This window comes from Sulfitobacter sp. LC.270.F.C4, from assembly GCF_032922545.1.
GTDB classification, from domain to species: Bacteria; Pseudomonadota; Alphaproteobacteria; order Rhodobacterales; family Rhodobacteraceae; genus Sulfitobacter; species Sulfitobacter profundi.
The window spans coordinates 2965817-2981566 of record NZ_CP136692.1; the positions used below are offsets into that span (position 1 = coordinate 2965817).

18 protein-coding genes are annotated in these 15750 nt (G+C 61.4%); 6 read left to right on the forward strand and 12 right to left on the reverse strand.

From position 1 onward, the window contains the following. Positions 1–15 precede the first annotated feature (15 nt). A complete protein-coding gene (locus tag R1T45_RS18415) occupies positions 16–1065 on the forward strand; it encodes a flagellar motor switch protein FliG (RefSeq protein ID WP_067629210.1) in 1050 nt (349 codons plus the stop codon). A 6-nt stretch (positions 1066–1071) separates the two neighbouring features. Here the strand turns inward: R1T45_RS18415 and R1T45_RS18420 are convergent, their stop codons facing one another. From R1T45_RS18420 to R1T45_RS18470, 11 genes are all read right to left on the reverse strand, one after another. Next, positions 1072–1905, reverse strand: coding sequence for a DUF1217 domain-containing protein (locus tag R1T45_RS18420; protein WP_317389843.1), 834 nt, complete (start codon positions 1903–1905; stop codon positions 1072–1074). Beyond that, positions 1902–2327, reverse strand: coding sequence for a flagellar biosynthesis repressor FlbT (locus tag R1T45_RS18425; protein ID WP_269343615.1), 426 nt, complete (start codon positions 2325–2327; stop codon positions 1902–1904). Before R1T45_RS18425 ends, R1T45_RS18420 begins: the two co-directional genes overlap by 4 nt. A gap of 1 nt (position 2328) precedes the next feature. Next, positions 2329–2733, reverse strand: coding sequence for a flagellar biosynthesis regulator FlaF (gene flaF / locus R1T45_RS18430; RefSeq protein ID WP_260011719.1), 405 nt, complete (start codon positions 2731–2733; stop codon positions 2329–2331). 105 nt (positions 2734–2838) lie between these two features. Beyond that, positions 2839–3780 carry a flagellin gene (locus R1T45_RS18435; protein WP_120350422.1) on the reverse strand — a complete coding sequence of 314 codons (942 nt, stop codon included), beginning with the start codon at positions 3778–3780 and terminating at the stop codon, positions 2839–2841. 107 nt (positions 3781–3887) lie between these two features. After that, entirely contained in the window at positions 3888–4235 is a 348-nt protein-coding gene (locus R1T45_RS18440) for a hypothetical protein (protein ID WP_162931812.1), read from the reverse strand. A gap of 26 nt (positions 4236–4261) precedes the next feature. Beyond that, entirely contained in the window at positions 4262–4564 is a 303-nt protein-coding gene (locus tag R1T45_RS18445; RefSeq protein WP_317389844.1) for a rod-binding protein, read from the reverse strand. Positions 4565–4573: 9 nt separating this feature from the next. After that, positions 4574–5674, reverse strand: a complete 1101-nt coding sequence (locus tag R1T45_RS18450; protein WP_260011716.1) for a flagellar basal body P-ring protein FlgI — start codon at positions 5672–5674, stop codon at positions 4574–4576. Positions 5675–5689: 15 nt separating this feature from the next. After that, entirely contained in the window at positions 5690–6751 is a 1062-nt protein-coding gene (locus tag R1T45_RS18455; RefSeq protein ID WP_132445012.1) for a flagellin, read from the reverse strand. Positions 6752–6758: 7 nt separating this feature from the next. Continuing rightward, on the reverse strand, positions 6759–8174 hold the full coding sequence (gene flgK / locus R1T45_RS18460; RefSeq protein ID WP_317389845.1) for a flagellar hook-associated protein FlgK: 1416 nt from the start codon (positions 8172–8174) through the stop codon (positions 6759–6761). Positions 8175–8186: 12 nt separating this feature from the next. Beyond that, a complete protein-coding gene (locus tag R1T45_RS18465) occupies positions 8187–9455 on the reverse strand; it encodes a flagellar hook protein FlgE (RefSeq protein ID WP_317389846.1) in 1269 nt (422 codons plus the stop codon). A gap of 98 nt (positions 9456–9553) precedes the next feature. Then, on the reverse strand, positions 9554–11320 hold the full coding sequence (locus R1T45_RS18470; RefSeq protein ID WP_317389847.1) for a hypothetical protein: 1767 nt from the start codon (positions 11318–11320) through the stop codon (positions 9554–9556). Between the two features lie 99 nt (positions 11321–11419). Between R1T45_RS18470 and flgF the strand changes: the two genes are divergently transcribed. The 5 genes from flgF (at position 11420) to R1T45_RS18495 (ending at position 15058) form a co-directional block, all read left to right on the forward strand. Beyond that, positions 11420–12163 (forward strand): flagellar basal-body rod protein FlgF, encoded by a 744-nt coding sequence (gene flgF, locus R1T45_RS18475; protein ID WP_067629234.1) that lies wholly within the window; start codon positions 11420–11422, stop codon positions 12161–12163. A 33-nt stretch (positions 12164–12196) separates the two neighbouring features. Next, positions 12197–12982: a flagellar basal-body rod protein FlgG gene (gene flgG, locus R1T45_RS18480; RefSeq protein WP_317389848.1), complete on the forward strand. Its 786-nt coding sequence runs from the start codon at positions 12197–12199 to the stop codon at positions 12980–12982. Next, positions 12982–13641 (forward strand): flagellar basal body P-ring formation chaperone FlgA, encoded by a 660-nt coding sequence (gene flgA, locus R1T45_RS18485; protein WP_317389849.1) that lies wholly within the window; start codon positions 12982–12984, stop codon positions 13639–13641. Before flgG ends, flgA begins: the two co-directional genes overlap by 1 nt. Beyond that, positions 13638–14408, forward strand: a complete 771-nt coding sequence (locus R1T45_RS18490) for a flagellar basal body L-ring protein FlgH (RefSeq protein WP_120350413.1) — start codon at positions 13638–13640, stop codon at positions 14406–14408. Before flgA ends, R1T45_RS18490 begins: the two co-directional genes overlap by 4 nt. A gap of 80 nt (positions 14409–14488) precedes the next feature. Next, on the forward strand, positions 14489–15058 hold the full coding sequence (locus R1T45_RS18495) for a hypothetical protein (RefSeq protein ID WP_067629242.1): 570 nt from the start codon (positions 14489–14491) through the stop codon (positions 15056–15058). Positions 15059–15077: 19 nt separating this feature from the next. On the opposite strand, the gene R1T45_RS18500 is transcribed toward R1T45_RS18495, so the two are convergent. After that, positions 15078–15746, reverse strand: a complete 669-nt coding sequence (locus R1T45_RS18500) for a flagellar hook assembly protein FlgD (RefSeq protein ID WP_317389850.1) — start codon at positions 15744–15746, stop codon at positions 15078–15080. Positions 15747–15750 lie beyond the last annotated feature (4 nt).

Genomic DNA, 15750 nt, shown 5'->3' on the forward strand with positions numbered 1-15750 from the left:
TGAAAGGATTTAACCATGTCGACCAATGCCCTTTCCAAAACCCGCAGAAAGCCCATCACGGTGGAGGATCTGAACGGTCCCACCAAGGCGGCCATCACCTTTCTCTGCCTCGGAGAGCAGACCGGTTCGGAACTCATGCAAAAGCTCGGCACCGCCGAGATTGAACGCATCACCAGCGCCATGAGCCGCCTTGGCCCGATCCCCGCAGAGGTGGTGGAACATGTGCTTAAAGAGTTCACTCAAAAGGTGGTCAGCGGCACAGGATCGGTCGTAGGGTCGCTGTCGACGGCAGAGTCCATGCTGCGCAAGTTCATGCCCGAAGAACAGGTGACCAGCATCATGGCCGGGCTCAAGGACAGCGAGCGCGAGAACGCCATGTGGCGCGGCTTTGGCGCGCTGGATGAGACGGTGATCGCCAACTATCTCAAGGGCGAGCACGACCAGACTGCGGCGGCGATCCTCAACAACGTCGACACCAGCGTGGCCGCCAAAGTGCTGCCGCTGCTGGGCCCTGAGCGGATGCAAGACATCGCCGAGCGCATGATCGCGATGGAGGCCGTGCCGCTGCACATGATGCAGCAGATCGAAGAGACGTTGAAACAAGACATTCTGTCGAACGCGATGCACACCAATTCGGTCGAAACGCATCAGCGCATGGCGGACCTGTTTAACCAGTTGGATGTGCAGGCATTCGAAGAGCTTTCCGGTGCGCTGGACGCGCGTATTCCCGACGCTTTCCAAGCCATCAAACAGCGTATGTTCGTCTTTGACGATCTGTTCAAACTGCCGATGCAGGACTTGGCGCAGGTGATGCGCGGGCTGGATGGGGCCACCCTGCCCATGGCGATGCGCGGCGCCAAGAAAGAGCAGCGCGATCACCTGATGGAATGCCTGCCACAACGCTCGCGTCAGATGCTGATGGACGAGATGGCCGCCACCGGTCCAGTCCGGGGCCGCGACGTGCGCGCCGCACAGGCCGCTATGGTGGAATATGCCAAGACCCTCGCCGACGAGGGCGTGATCGAACTGCCTTCGGCAGCCGATGACGACGAATTCATCGAATAAAGAGGGTTAGCGGTAGGCGCTCGACGCGCTGTAGCCGCCGGTGATCGTGGGAATGTCGATGGTGATGGCCGTGAAGGTGCTGCCCTGCCCGATAGAGACGGCCCCCTGCATCAGCGAAAGCACGGTGTTCGACGACGACGAGACACCCTCTACCGCATCGTAAATCGCCGAGAACCGCGAGACGAGCTTGTCGACCTCGGCGGGGTCTTTCAGCTTTTCGATGTCGAACTTCTGTTCAAAAAGCGCGATCTGGCGGTCGAGATCGACCCCAATCGCCTCATCCGGTACGCCAAGCGCACGGCGCATAAAGCTGCCGAGGTCTTCGTCTTTCAACACGTCGAGCCAAGTGTTGATTTCAGAGGCTTTGGATTTGAACTCCAAGGCAATCCGGGCGCCTTCGTTGTCTTCCCCGGCAGAGTTTAGAACGACCCGTTCTTTGAACCGGTCGATCATCTCATCCTGCCAGCCCGTGCGATTGAAGTTAAAGCTCCGCCCACCATCGGGGGCAAAGCCCAACGTATCGTACATATCTTTGATCTTCGGGTTGCTCAGCCGGTTCACCAGGGCCGAAGACTCATCGGAATTGCTCTCTAGCGTTTTGCGGATCATTGCCTTACCGAAGATCTGATCCTCAAGATCAAATGCCCGCATGACAAAAGTATAAACTTCGGTATCGGCAACAAATTCCTTTGCAGATTTGATGTCGCCGATACGCTCTTTAAAGGCTTCGATCTGCCGGGCGTTCAAGGCATTGTTGGCGGCAAGGTCGAGCTGTTTGTCGCGCGTTGCGTCAAACAGCTTAACCGCCACCTGCGTGCCGATGCCGCCCAGCGAAATCATGCGTGCGCGGCCTCATGGTTAGGCGCCGGAGGCGCCGGGCGAAGCTGCATCAGCTCAGTCTCGTATTTGAGCACCGCGCGCAATTCGCTCATCGCTTTGTAGAAGTCGGCCATAGAGACGAAGTTCGCCGCTTCCATGATCCGGCTGCGCATCTCAGCGCCAAAGCAACAGGCGAGATCGGCCAAGCCTTGCTGGATCATTGGCAAGATTTGATCGCGGGTATCGGGACGGATCAGCGCCGTTTGCACCAAGAAATAGACCTTGGAAACAGGCGTGGATTCCGCATCCGGCTTCAACAGATCGGACTCGCGCACAATGTCGGCGCGGTTTTCGACGGTCAGCGCCTGACGGCGGTCGCCGTTGCGGATGACGCAGCCGTTCACGACCACACGTTCACGGGGGCGGAGGGTGAGTTTCAGCATCTTACACCTCCTGCATCTGCGGCGCGGCCTGCCCGGCCAAACCTGCGGCAATGTTGCCATTGATCTCAACGAGACCCGCCAGACGCCCCTCGCCTGCCATCAGCGCGGTGCTGTGACGGTCCACCCAAAGTGCGATGGAGATCAGCGACGCTTTCAACGCATTAGGCATCTTGTTCTCCGGCTCAGATAGGTCATGGCGCAGGGCCGACCAGAACCGTTGATTTTCGTAGATTGCATCGCGCAGACCGGAGGCGAGGATGTTCAACCGCTCGCTTTTATCCTCGGTCGCATCAAAGCCTTGGCCCTTTTCGGCAAGGTCATGTGTGACGCGGCTCAGGATGCGGCGCTCGATCTGCCGCGGGGTTTCGCTTTCGCGAATTGTTCGTTTGTATGCTGCCAGCCCCATAGGAATTCTTCCTTGTTTTTATAGTTTGCTGCCTGCCAACCGCAAATTCTGAGGCGGTTGGACCGGGGCCAAAGCGCTAGGCTCTGGCCCCGAAAACCCTAATCCTTAACGGAACAGGCTCAGGATGTTCTGCGGCGCCTGGTTGGCGATCGACAGGGACTGCGATGCCAGCTGCTGCTGAACCTGAAGCGCCTGAAGACGGGCGGCTTCTTCTTCCATGTTGGCGTCAACCATCGCGCCAACGCCAGTGTCGAGGTTGTCGGAGAGCTTGGTCAGGAATTCCTGCTGACGCTCGATCGACTTTTCGGCCTGACCCAGAGTTGTGGAGGCACTTACGGAAGCTGTTTTGGCTTCATCGGCCTCGGTCAGCACTTGCGCAAGGAAAGCTTCACCTGTGGTGGCGTTGCCCGCGTTCGTCGCAAAGCCTGTCGCGATCAGGGCGAATTGCTCGCGCTGACCGTTCAGGTCGACCGGGGAGACGCTGATCTTAGTCGTGGTCAGGTTGCCAGCAGAATCACGGCTGATACCGCTTACGACTTCACGCGCCGCTTTTGCGCCGCTGGTGCCATCCGTGATTATACCAGTTGCGGGATCAATCGTTGACGCGGTGGCCGCGGTCCCGTCCGTTGCTGTGCCCTCTGCGTTAACCAAGTCGTCGCCGTTAAAGGTCGACTGCGAAATGATCGCGTCCATGTCGGCCACGAGACGGGTCAGGTCGGCTTCGATTTCGGTCAGACCCCCCTTGTTCTCTTGGGCGAATGCAACCTTGTCACGGAATTCCGATGCAAGCTCGGAGAACTGCTCTGCGCCAAGACGCGCGGTCGCAACCGAGTTCTTGGTCAGTGTCAGGCTCTCATTCACGGCTTTGGTCATGCCGCTGTCGCCCTTCATGGTTTCGGAAATCGCGAAGTAAGCTGCGTTGTCCTTACCCGAAGAAACCTTCAGACCGGTCGAGATACGGTCTTGGGTTGTCCCAAGGTTCGAGTTGACGTTCCGCAGAGTTGCGAGAGCATTCATTGCGGAGGTGTTTGTGTTGATCGAAGACATGTTCTTATTCCAGACTATTCTAGTTCGTTATGTCGTCGTTCTGACAACTGCGGGGCGAACCCGCTTGATTACGTTTTTACGCGAAAAACTGGCAACATTGAGGCAATTCAGAAACTTTTGTCCACGGTTGTCATCAGTGTTGCGCGGTTGTCACGCTTCGCACCGCTTCGGCCGTAAATGCCTGCAATGCTGTGCTTTTCCCGGATTCCGGAAACTTCTTTGATCATCTCTGCCGTGGCTTGGCGGGCCAATTGCAGGTGGTGATGATCGCGCGCAATCAGATCTTTTAGATCGCGCAATTTATCTTTGCTGACCGCTTCGGGGTCGTGGCTGAGTTGCTCTTCCAACACGGCGGTGAGTCGGGCTTTTTCGCTGGCAAACTCGACCAATTGATTGAACGCCCCCCCCTCGACCGCGGCGATTTCGCGGCGCAGCAGATTGCCCAATGCATCCACGGCGGCGAGTGCTTTGCGCGGATCGCTCATCGGTCTGCCCCCGTTTGATAGCGCTGCATGGCGGTTTCAATGCTGCGGGCGATGCCGGTGCTGTTCTGCTCGGCGATGCTTTCGCCAATCGCGTTGGACAAAAAGCTGCGCCATGTCTCTTCGGCATGGCCGCCGCCAAAGCTGCCGATGTCCACAGTCGAGAGCATTTCATCGACCATCTGTCCAAGGAACATCGCCTCGAACTCCTGCGCTTTTTCGGCGGTGACGGCATCGGCCTGTGTCACTGCAGGCTTCGCTGCCGGGGTCCGCGCGGGGATTGGGAGAGAAGCGAATTCCATGACCTGCCCCTAGATGATCTCAAGGTCGGCATGCAGAGCGCCCGCCGCCTTGATGGCTTGAAGGATTGAAATCGTCTCGGTCGCGCCGACGCCAATGGCGTTCAGCCCGTCGACCAGCCGTTGCAGGCTCACCGACCCGTCGATGACGGCAAATTTCGCGTCTTTCTCTTCGACGCCGACCGAAGAATTCGGCACCACCACGGTGGTCCCGCCAATCGACAGCGATTCAGGTTGGCTGACGTTGAAATCATCGCGGACCGTGACCGTCAGACCGCCTTGGCTGACCGCCACGCGGTCGATGCGAACGTTCGCGCCGATGACGATGGTGCCAGAGCGGGCGTCGATGACAACTTTCGCGACCTGATCCGGCTGAACTTGCAGCGGCTCGATCAGGGCCATGGTCTCCATCAATGATCCTTTGCCATAGGCGGATACAGTGATGGTGCGCGAATCGATGGCGGTGGCGACCGGGCCCATGGCTTGGTTGATCGCCGCCTCAACCCGCTGCGCGGTGACGAAATCGGCGTTGCGCAGGGCCAGTTTGATGCTGGTCATCTCGCTGAAATCAAAGTCGACCTCGCGCTCGACGATGGCGCCGTTGTCGATCCGCGCGCCGGTTGGCACGCCTTCGACGATCGAGGCATTGAGACCTTGCGCCGCGAAACCCGCAACGGCGATCGGGCCTTGGGCCACGGCGTAAATCTCACCATCGGCGGCGGTCAGCGGTGTGACGATCAGCGTGCCGCCGCGCAGCGAAGACGCATCGCCCAGGGAGGACACGACCACATCAATGGTGCTGCCCATCCGCGCGAAGGGCGGCAGGGATGCGGTGACCATGACCGCGGCAGTATTCGCCGTGCGCATCTGGTCCTCGGTCAGGTTGCCGATGCCGAGCCGCTCCAACATGCCTTCAATCGCGCGTTCGGTGAAGGGCGCGTTGCGCAGGCTGTCGCCCGTACCGTTGAGGCCCACAACCAGCCCGTAGCCGACCAATTGGTTCGACCGCACGCCTTCGACGGTGACGATATCCTTGATCCGCACCTGTGCAGCCGCCGGCGCGGCAAGCGCGAAGGTGAGGCCGATCAGCAGGAGTTTAAACAGGGCGTTCATGGGCGGCGGTTCCGGTTAAAGGTAGTTCAAAAAGGACAGGCGCGAGAGGCGCGCGGTGACGGCAAAGCTGGAGTCGAGCTGGTTTTGCAATTGGGTCAGACGGGTGGCTGCGTCATATTGATCGACGCCTTCGAGGTTCATCACTTCGGCGTCGAGAAACAGCGCCCGGCTTTCCTGAGCCGAGATCGTATCGGCCAGTTGCGCCCGTTTCAGGCCGGTCTGGGTTTCCAGATCGGTCAGCCCTTCGAGCCCGGCGCCGATGGCGCTGCGGGCCTCAGTTAGCCACGCATCACGGGCGGCCTCATCAGGGATATCGCTGGGGTTTACCGCGCTCAGCATGGCCAGACCGCGCATCAGATCGCGGATCGCCGGGTCGTTGGCCTGCGCGCCTTGGGTCAGCGTCTGGGTCTCAGAGGTGCGCGAGGTCAGCGGCGGATTGCCCGTCGGTGCGCCGTTGTAAAAGGTGTTTTCGAAATTATGGTTTGGGAACACTGAACTATCGCCAAACCCCGCCTTAAGATCGTCGATGGCGCGCTGCACATCGGCCATATCCGTCAGGGGGCCGCCAATCATATGATCCACTGCGATGGCCGGGGATTCCCCCGTGCGCGGGTTGATCTCGTCCCATGCCTGAAGCGGGTTCGTGTCAGTGCGGGTGCCGGACATCAGGAAACCGGAACTGTCGCTGACCGCGGCTCGTTCCAACACCCGGTCAAGCGCCGTGCGCGCCGCCTGAGACAGGTAGCTCGTCGAAAGCCCGCCCGCGCTGTCAGCGGTGAAAGCCTGTTCAAGCACCTCTTGCCCGACATCGCGCATGGCGCCAAGCGAGGTTTCCACGGCGAGAAAGCGACGATCTAAAAGCGCATTGGAGGTCAGGAAACCATCGTTGCGGGTGATCTGCATCCGAATGGCGATGGCATCGGCAGAGCGATGGCCCAGATCGTCATAGGGGTTGGCCTTCAGCCCCGTTGTCACCTCTTTCGACACATCCGAGATCTCGGCGGCGAGGCGGCTGGTCTGCTCGCGCTGGCGCAGGCTTTGCAGGGCGGTGGAGACGGTGCGAGAAATCTCGGTCATTCTATCCTCACACGCTGGCCAAAAGGGTATCGAGCATGTCGCTCAGGCTGCTGAGCACCTGCGAATTGGCGCCGTAGGCCTGTTCAATTTCCAAGAGCTTTTGCAATTCGGTGTCGACGTTGACGCCTTCGATGCTGCTGCGGTTGTCCTCAAAGGTGATAAACCGCACGCGGGCCGTCTCGGCCTGCGCGTCGGCGCTGACCCGCAGGACGTTCTGCTGGCTGACCAGATCAGCGGCGAAATCCCCCAGACGCGCATTGGTGCTAAGGCCGGTCGCCGCGTCGAAGGTCATCCCCGTTTCAAGGACATCGACGAAGGCGTTCAATTGCGTGGTGTCGCCCGGCTCTCCGGGGAGAGTGGCCCCGACGCCATCGCGCAGACGCCACAGCGCGCCGCCCTTGTCGGGCTGAACGCTGTTGTTGATCGAAAGCCGCCCGGCCAGCCCATCCAATTGCGCCGGGTCAAACGCGCCACCCGCGTCGGTGAACAGCCCCGGCTGCCCGGCCCCGACTGAGGCATCGGCGGCCTCGAAACTCTGCACCAGCCCGCGGGCGAGCTCATCCAGCTGCAGTTTCATCTGCGGCAAATCATTGGCGATCAACCCGCTCAGCCCCGCAAGGCGGCCGCTGTCGGACCCGCGCGCGGTGGCGCTGTTTGGTGTGATATCGACATCCCCGGCCATCAGCCGCCCGGTATCGCGGTTGGCGCTTAGCTTGACGGCTGTCTCTCCATGAACCAATTCCGTGCCGCCGGTGGTGTGCAGCGTCAGCGTTCCGTCCGCTTCCCATCGGCCTTGGAAATCCATCTGCGTGCTCAACGCATCAAGGCGACGGTTCATCTCATCCATCAGCCCGCTGGTGCCGGTGGGATCGGTCCCGGCAAGCGCCAGACGTTCGTTCAGTTCGGCAATATCCGACAGCGCCGCGTTCACCTCACCCACGCTCGACACAAGGCTATCGCCAGCCTGTCCGCGGCTGGCTTCAAGCTCGATGGCGGCTTTGTTGATGCTGTGCACCAAGGTCTCGGTCCGCGAGAGCAGGTCGTTCTGCGCCGCAGGATCGGAGGGGTTATTGGCCAGAAGGTCGAGACCGGCCTGAAACTCCGCCAGACGGGCGGCGGGGGAAACCTCATCGCCCGGCTCGCCCAAGGTAATCAGATAGCTGCTGAGAATCTCGCTCGTGGCAGAGGCGTGGCCCAGTTCGGCCGAAGCATTCCGCGACATGCCTGCAAGGCGTTCATCCACCTGCCGCGCGATGCGCAGCTCGACCGTTCCGCTTTGACCGTTGGTGGAGACCTGCGCCGCTTCACGGCGGACATAACCTTCGGTTTGCGCATTGGCGATATTGCCCGCAACAAGGCTGGCGCGACCCTCTGTCGTGCTCAGCCCGCTGCGGGCAATGCTAAAGGCGGATGAGATGCTCATTCATGCACCGGGTTAACGTTTGATACTTAGCGTTTCACTCAGCATCTCGTCGCTGGTGGTGATGATCTTGGCGCTTGAGGAATAGGCCCGTTGAGTTTGGATCAGGTCGGTCAGCTCTTGGGCGATATCCACGTTGGAGCCTTCCAGCGCGCCGCTGTTGATGCTGCCCAGACCGTTCAGCATCGGATTGCCGATGCTCACTGCGCCGGAATCGCGGGTGGCAACATAGGCGTTGCCATCGACCGAGCGCATCTGGTCGGGGTTGGCAACATTGGCAAGCGGCACTTGGAACAGCGCACGGCGCTGACCGTTGTCAAAGACCCCATAAAGGATGCCGCTGTCGCTCATCTCGGCCCGCTCAAGGCTGCCGGTCTCAGTGCCGTCATCCGCAAAAGCCGGAGGCGTGTAATCGCCCGAGAACTGGGTCATCCCCTCAAAGGTGCCGGGCGCGCCGAAATCGATCTCAAGCGGTTGTGGAGTGCCGCCGTTGTTGATCTGCAGCGTCACAACACCGGTCGCGGGGTCAATCGGCAGGGTGCCGGGCGTGTAGCTCTCGGGGCTGCCCGCGTTGACGCCGCTGTCGGTGAAGTTCACCCTCGCATCGCCATAGTTGTTGCCTGCCTCATCGCTGATGCTGACGGTCCATTCATTGGCCGTGGTGCCCGGAGCCCAAGACAGGGTCAGCGCGTCGCTGCCGCCCAGTTGATTGACGTAGCGCAGGGTGGATTCGAAGGCCGTGCCGGTGGTGCCAGCCCCGGTCTCTTGCGCAGGCACATTGCCCGACACGCCGACGCGCGCAGTGGGCGTACCTTGAACCTGATAGCTGGCCACATTCACGGTGCTGAGGTCATTGTAGCTGGTGCTGCTGACACTGCCGGTGGCCCCGGCTGCATCGGTGGGAAAGCCCGACAGAAAATAACCCGCAGAGTTGCGCAGGTTGCCGTCCTGATCCGGGGTAAAGGAGCCCGCACGGGTCATGTAGTAGTTGGATTCGACAGGATCATTTGGGTTGCGCGACACGACGAAAAAGCCATCGCCCTGCACCGCCAGATCCGTTGAGCGACCCGTGCCCATGATGTTGCCATTGGCCGAGATATCAGCCCGCACATCCGTCAGCACCCCCGCCTGCGTCGCCCCGGTATTCTGCGTCACGAATTCCGAGAAGGTCCGCCGATAGCCAACCGTATTGGCGTTGGCGATATTGCTAGAGATGTTTTGGACGCGGGAGGAGTTGGCCTGCAACCCGCTGACCCCGATCTGAAGGGCGCTTGTAATGCTCATGACTTGATCCTGCTCGTTCTTGTTATTCTTGACCTATACATGAGAAAGCCGATTCTTCATGACCAAAGCAAGAATAAAATTTGAATTTGATATTTATGTCACTGACTTTCCTTGACATCCGTTACTTTGGTCACGGCATCAAGGATACGGTCCGCGCTTTCCATGCTCAGCCGCATCACGTCTGATCCCAGCGGCCCCTCCCCTCGGGGCTGTGCGCCGAGCCCGGTGGCGAGGTCTGCCCAGCCGGGCAATTCGGCAAGCGCGGGAAAGGCCGCGGCGGCCCGGGCGACGGTCTCGCTGTCGCCCGCTTGATAGGCGGCAAGGGTCAGGCGCGTAGCATCGGCAAAGGCGAACTGCGGGGGATGGGCCTCCCACATTTCAAGAAAGGCCTGCCGGGCCGCGCCCCATTTGCCGGTCTCGTATAGAGCCACCGCACGGCTGCGGCGCAGGTCCATGTCTTGGGCGCGCAGGCGCAGGGCGGCCAACTCATCCGTGCGGCCCGCCTGCGCCAAGGCTTCGACCAAAAGGGCTTCGGCCTCGGCCCCCTGATCGTCGGCATAGCCGCTTAGTAAATCTACGGCCGCATCCGCCTGCCCGCCTGCCAAAAGCGCACGGGCCTCGCCGCGGCGCAGATCGGCCAAAAGGGCTGCATCGGGGGCATTCGTCCCGACCCCCTCCAGAGCCTCCACCATTTCACGCAACGCGCGATACTCGCGCGCAGCAAGGGCAGTCATCCCGGTGTCCAGCAGGCGCTGCGGCACGGCGGCGGCATGTTCCACAAAACCCGGATCAAAGCGCCAGCGGGCGCTGATGCGGGCGTGCCCCTCAAGGAACGGCCCCAGATCGAGCTCACCTGCAGCGCCCGCGGCGTAGAATGCGCCATAGATGTCCCGCGCCTGCGCGCGTAGCGCGTCGGCCTCATCATCAGGGGCGCTGCGCAGCAAATTGTGCAAGGCCCAAAGGGCGGTATCGGTATCGCCCTGCTCTGTCGCGACCTCGGCCAGCAGCACCGCGCCCTCGCGGCCAAGGTCATCCCCGCTCCACATCCAGCGGGCGGCTTTGAGCAGGGACAGCGCATCCTCCCCCGGCAAGGTCTCGGTCTCTCGCCCCATCCGAACCAGCGCGAGCCGCGCCCGTTGCGCATAGAGATCGCGGCCCTGCGCGGCTTGGACATACCCCTCAAAGGCCATCAAAAGATCGCCCGACACTTCTGACGCGCGGGCCAGCAGGTAGCGATAGGCGGGGCCATCGCGCAACTCTGCATGTTTGGGAAACTGCGCGGCCAGTGCCTGCGCCACATCCCAATTCTCGGCCTCCAAAGCCGCCTCAAGCAGGTCCGGCAGGACCGCGGCTTGGATCGCGGGTGACAGGGCGCCGAGACTCTCCAACGTGCGCGGCATCAAACGCGCCGCCTCCTCCGCCGCCCCCAGCCGGGCAAAGGCCGCTGCCCGCAGGGCCTGCCCCTCGCTCCACCCGACGGACCAAGACACCGCCTGCCCCAAATCTCCGCCCGCGCCCGCGTCCTCTTCCAACAAAGCAAGGGCGAGGTTCAATGTTCGATGCCGCCGTGCTGCGTCACCTTTGAGGGCCTCGGCGTCGAGTGCCGCCAGAAAGCCTGCCGCCTCAGGGCGCATCATCCATGCAAGGTGCAGTTCCGAAAGGTCCAGCAGCGCCGCGGCCCGCTGAGGGGCATCCGGATCGGTCGCGGCGAGAAGCTGCGTCATCAGCGTCTCACGGGCGGCAAGGAAATCCTCCTGCCCATGTTCCACCAAGGATAGAGGCGCAAAGATAGCGCCTACCTCCCCCGCCACAGGCGCGGCCAAGATCAAAGAGAGACCAAGGACAATGTTGTGCAGATGCTTCATTCTATGAATAGATGCACTTTATTCTTGTAAAGATCCATTCTTTATTTCACACTGACCCTCAATAAAGTCACGCCATCCTTGCCCAAACTGAGGCCCGCCATGACGGAAACCAGCCATATCAGCATGTCGCTGGCGACTTCCCTTCAGCGCCAACTCGACATCACCGCCAACAACATCGCCAACGCCAGCACCGCAGGCTACAAGGGCGAACATGTGGTGTTCGAAGCGCTGCTGCAGGACAACACCGCGCTTGGCGACGATCAGGCGGCTTTCGTCAGCGACACGGGCTCTTACATCGACACCCGCCCCGGCGCGCTGTCGCAGACTGGCAACCCGCTGGATGTGGCGCTGCATGGCGAGGGGTGGTTCAGCTATCAAACCGCCGACGGGCAGCAGGCCTTTGGCCGCGATGGCAGCTTTGTCCTCGACCCAGAGGGCAATCTGACCCTGTTGTCGGGGGCAAAAGTGCTCGACGCGGGCGGTGCGCCGATCCAACTGCCACCCGCAGGCCTGGGCGACATCAACATTTCCGAAGACGGCACGATTTCGGGCAGTGAGACCGGCCCGCTGGGCCGTATCGGCGTTTTTAATATCCCAGAAATCCAAAGCTACAAGCGCCTTGGCGGCGGCATGCTGGTTGCGCCCGAGGGCGCTGCCAATCCCGCCGTGGCCGAAGCCGTGCAGGTGCGCCAAGGCACGCTGGAGCTTAGCAACGTCAACCCGGTGCGCGAGATGACCCGCCTGATCGACGTGCAACGCGCATATGAGCGCACCAATACCATGATGGGCAATGCGGACGACCTGCGCCGCGACTCGCTCAAACGGATCGCGCAGGCGGTCTGACCCCGACATCCGTGAAACGGAAGGAACGAGACAATGAAGGCACTTAGCATCGCCGCAACCGGCATGATGGCGCAGCAGACCAATGTCGATGTGATCTCGAACAACATCGCCAACGCGAACACCACCGGGTTCAAAGCCAGCCGCGCCGCCTTTCAGGATCTGATCTATCAATCCATACAGCGCGAGGGCGCCGTCACTTCCGAGGCCGGATCGACCCGCCCCGTGGGCATCGATATCGGCATGGGCGTGCAGACCGCAGGCACCGTGCGGCTGAATACTCAAGGCGGCATGGTTGCCACCGAGAACCAGCTTAACGTCGCCATCGACGGGCGTGGGTATTTCTCGGTCACGCTGCCCGATGGCGGCACCGCTTATACCCGCGACGGGTCGTTCCAGCTTTCCCCCGAGGGGGAGATCGTCACGATGCAGGGCTACCGCGTCGAGCCGGGCATGGTCGTGCCCGAAAACACCACAGCGGTCGAAATCAACGAACAGGGCGTCGTGATGGCCTATGTCGAAAACGATCCCGTGCCGGTGGAGCTGGGCCAGTTCAGCCTGACCACCTTTGTCAACGAGCCGGGGATGCGCCCGGTGGGCAACAACTTCCTGCTGGCAACCGAAGCCTCGGGCGAAGCGCAGGTGGTGAACCCTGGTGATCCGGGCGCGGGGATGATCCGTCAGGGCTATCTTGAGGCGTCCAACGTGAATGTCATCCAACAGATTACCGATCTGATCTCGGCGCAGCGCGCCTATGAGATGAACTCCAAGTCAATCGAGACCGCAGACCAGATGCTCTCGGCTGCGAACCAAATCCGCTAATGAAACGGCTCGCCGCCCTCTTCCTTGGCCTGATGGTGCTGACGGGCCCTGCTCTCTCGGCCCCCATCGGCGTGTTGGTCGAGGAACGCGCGCGCACGGATTACGCCGACAGCCTGCCGCAAGACGGCGAGTTCGAGATCACCGTCAAGGACGCCCCAGCTGACGCCGTGTTGACGCTGGCAGAGTTCTGGATGGACCCGCGCAGCGGCAAGTTTCTGGCGAATGCGGTGCTTGAGACGGGCGAGGTGCAGCGCATCGGCGGCTATGCCCTTGTGACCATGCCGGTCCCTGTCCCCGTCACGCGCCTGCTGCCCGATGATATCATCATGGAAGACGACCTGACCGTCATGCGCCTGCCCGTGGGCCGCATCGGCACCTATGTGGTGACGGATATGGAAGAGGTCGTCGGCAAACAGGTGCGCCGCGTCTTGACGCCGGGCCGCCCGATTCAAACGCAATCCATCATTCACCCGCTGGTCATCAACCGAGGCGAACGGGTGGATATCTATTTCAGCGACGGGCTTTTGGCCCTCTCCTCTCCGGGGCGCGCACTTGATGATGCGCATGAGGGGCAGGAAATCCGTATCGTGAACCTTGTCAGCAACAAAACGGTCACCGGCATCGCCACCGGCGAAGGGACCGTGGAGATCATTCGATGACCACCGCTTTCGCGCGCCCCTCTGTCTTGATGTTGGGCGCGGCCCTTGCCCTGACCGCCTGTGATACCGCAGATCACTTCGACCGCGATCCGCAGCCCTCGCCGATCGTGGTGGATGGGCAAACCATCCCTGAAGTGGCCCGCGTTCAAGTGCCGATGCCCGCCGTCGCGATGGAGCCGCCACGCCGCGGCAGCGCCAAAGCCTCGCTCTTCTCGGCCCGCAGCGAAGCGTTGTTTGCGGACCAGCGCGCCGATGATATCGGTGATATCGTCACGGTCGTGATCTCAATCGACGACCGCGCGCAATTGCGCAACTCCACCGACCGCGAACGCGAGGGCGCAAGCTCCATCGGTTTCCCGACATTCTTTGGCTATGGCGCGAAAATTGCCGCAATTCTGCCCGGAATCAGCGCAGCCGACCTCCCGAGCGGCGATGTCGTCGAGATCGGCTCGGCCTCCGAGGCAAGCGGCTCTGGCGCCATTTCGCGCAACGAACAGATCGAGCTTAAAGTGGCCGCCTTGGTCATCGACAAATTGCCCAACGGCACGCTTGTGGTCGCGGGACGCCAAGAAATCATGGTGAATCAAGAGCTGCGTGAGCTGCGCATGGCCGGGATCGTGCGCCCTGCCGACATCCGTGACGACAACACCATCTCTTACGACAAGATCGCCGAAGCCCGCATCGCCTATGGCGGTCGCGGCACGCTTTCGCGCGCCCAAGAGCGCAGTTACGGCGAAGATGCGATGGATGTGATCCTGCCCTATTAATTCCTGACTTGGTCACAAAGTGAGACCATTGCCGTCGCAATCGACCGTTAAACCTGACGAAAGCTCAGGAAAGGTCGAACATGAAAAAGGCAGCAATCGCATTCGTAGCACTCCCCTTGCTTTGCATGGGTGCAGGCTATGGCGCCGGTCTGGCCCTTGCCCCTGCCCCAGCCGAAGCGGCGGGAACAGAGATTGATGAAAACGCCCCCCATGGCGCGGATGAGGCGGCAAAAGACGCAGCCCATACCCCCGAGAAAGACGCCCATGGTGAGGCATCCGCCAAGGATGAAGCCCAAGCGCCGATGGACAGCTATGAACTGGCCAAGGACCGCACCGTGGTGCGGCTTGGTCAGATGACGATCCCGGTGGAGAAGACCAACAGCGTCTCTTATATCGTGGCGGATTTCGCGCTGAAGATGGGAACACTGGAATTGGCCGAACGCTACCGCCGGGTCGAGGATGCGACGCGGATGCGCGATTCCCTTTTGCAGGCGATGAACCTCGCCGCCGAAAGCGCTGTGCTGCGCGGGGTGGCGATTGACAGCGAAGCCCTCTCGCGGCTGCTGCGCGATCTGATCAGCAAAGAGCATAAGGGCGTCGACGATGTGATGTTCGTATCGCTCTACAAACAGGATGTGGCGCGGCTCTGACCCGCGCCGCGCCGAAGGTTTACAGAACCGATCGCACCACGTTCGACAGCACGGATTCCCCGTTATCTAACTCCAACTCCGGCCCCAAGGCAGTGAAGTTCACCCGCGTCACCTCGGACCGGGTCAACGGGGTCCCCCCCACGTCATTGCCAGCGGCATCCGTCGCCGTGATCTCAACCCGGAAAGTATCGGGCGGCACCGGCAGGCCCACTGAATCGAGGCGGTTCCAATCCACGTCAATCACCTCCCCCTCTGCGGTAGAGGGGCCGGGCATCTCGCGGATCAGGCTGCCGTCTTGGGAATAGATGCGGACGGTCACATCCTCCGCCCCGGCATTGAGCTGATAGCTCAGCGGGAATTCATCTTCGGTCATGCGCACTTGGGTCGAGGGGACAAGCACGTCGCGCCCGATCAATTGCAGGTCCGACATCGCGCCGACGGTGGAAAGCATCGTGCTGATCTGCTCAAGGCTCGCGTTGGTAGCGATGCTCTGCTCGACTTGGGTCAATTGCGCCAGTTGCGAAACGAACTGCGTCGAATCCACCGGGTTCAGCGGGTCTTGGTTTGAAATCTGCGCCGTCAGCAGAGTCAGAAAGCTGTTGTAGCTCTCTTGAAGCTCAGCCGAAGAGGTCGCCGCCGCCGAGGTGTTGGCGGTGCTCAGGGTGCTTGCTGTGGTCGCGTCAATCATGGTC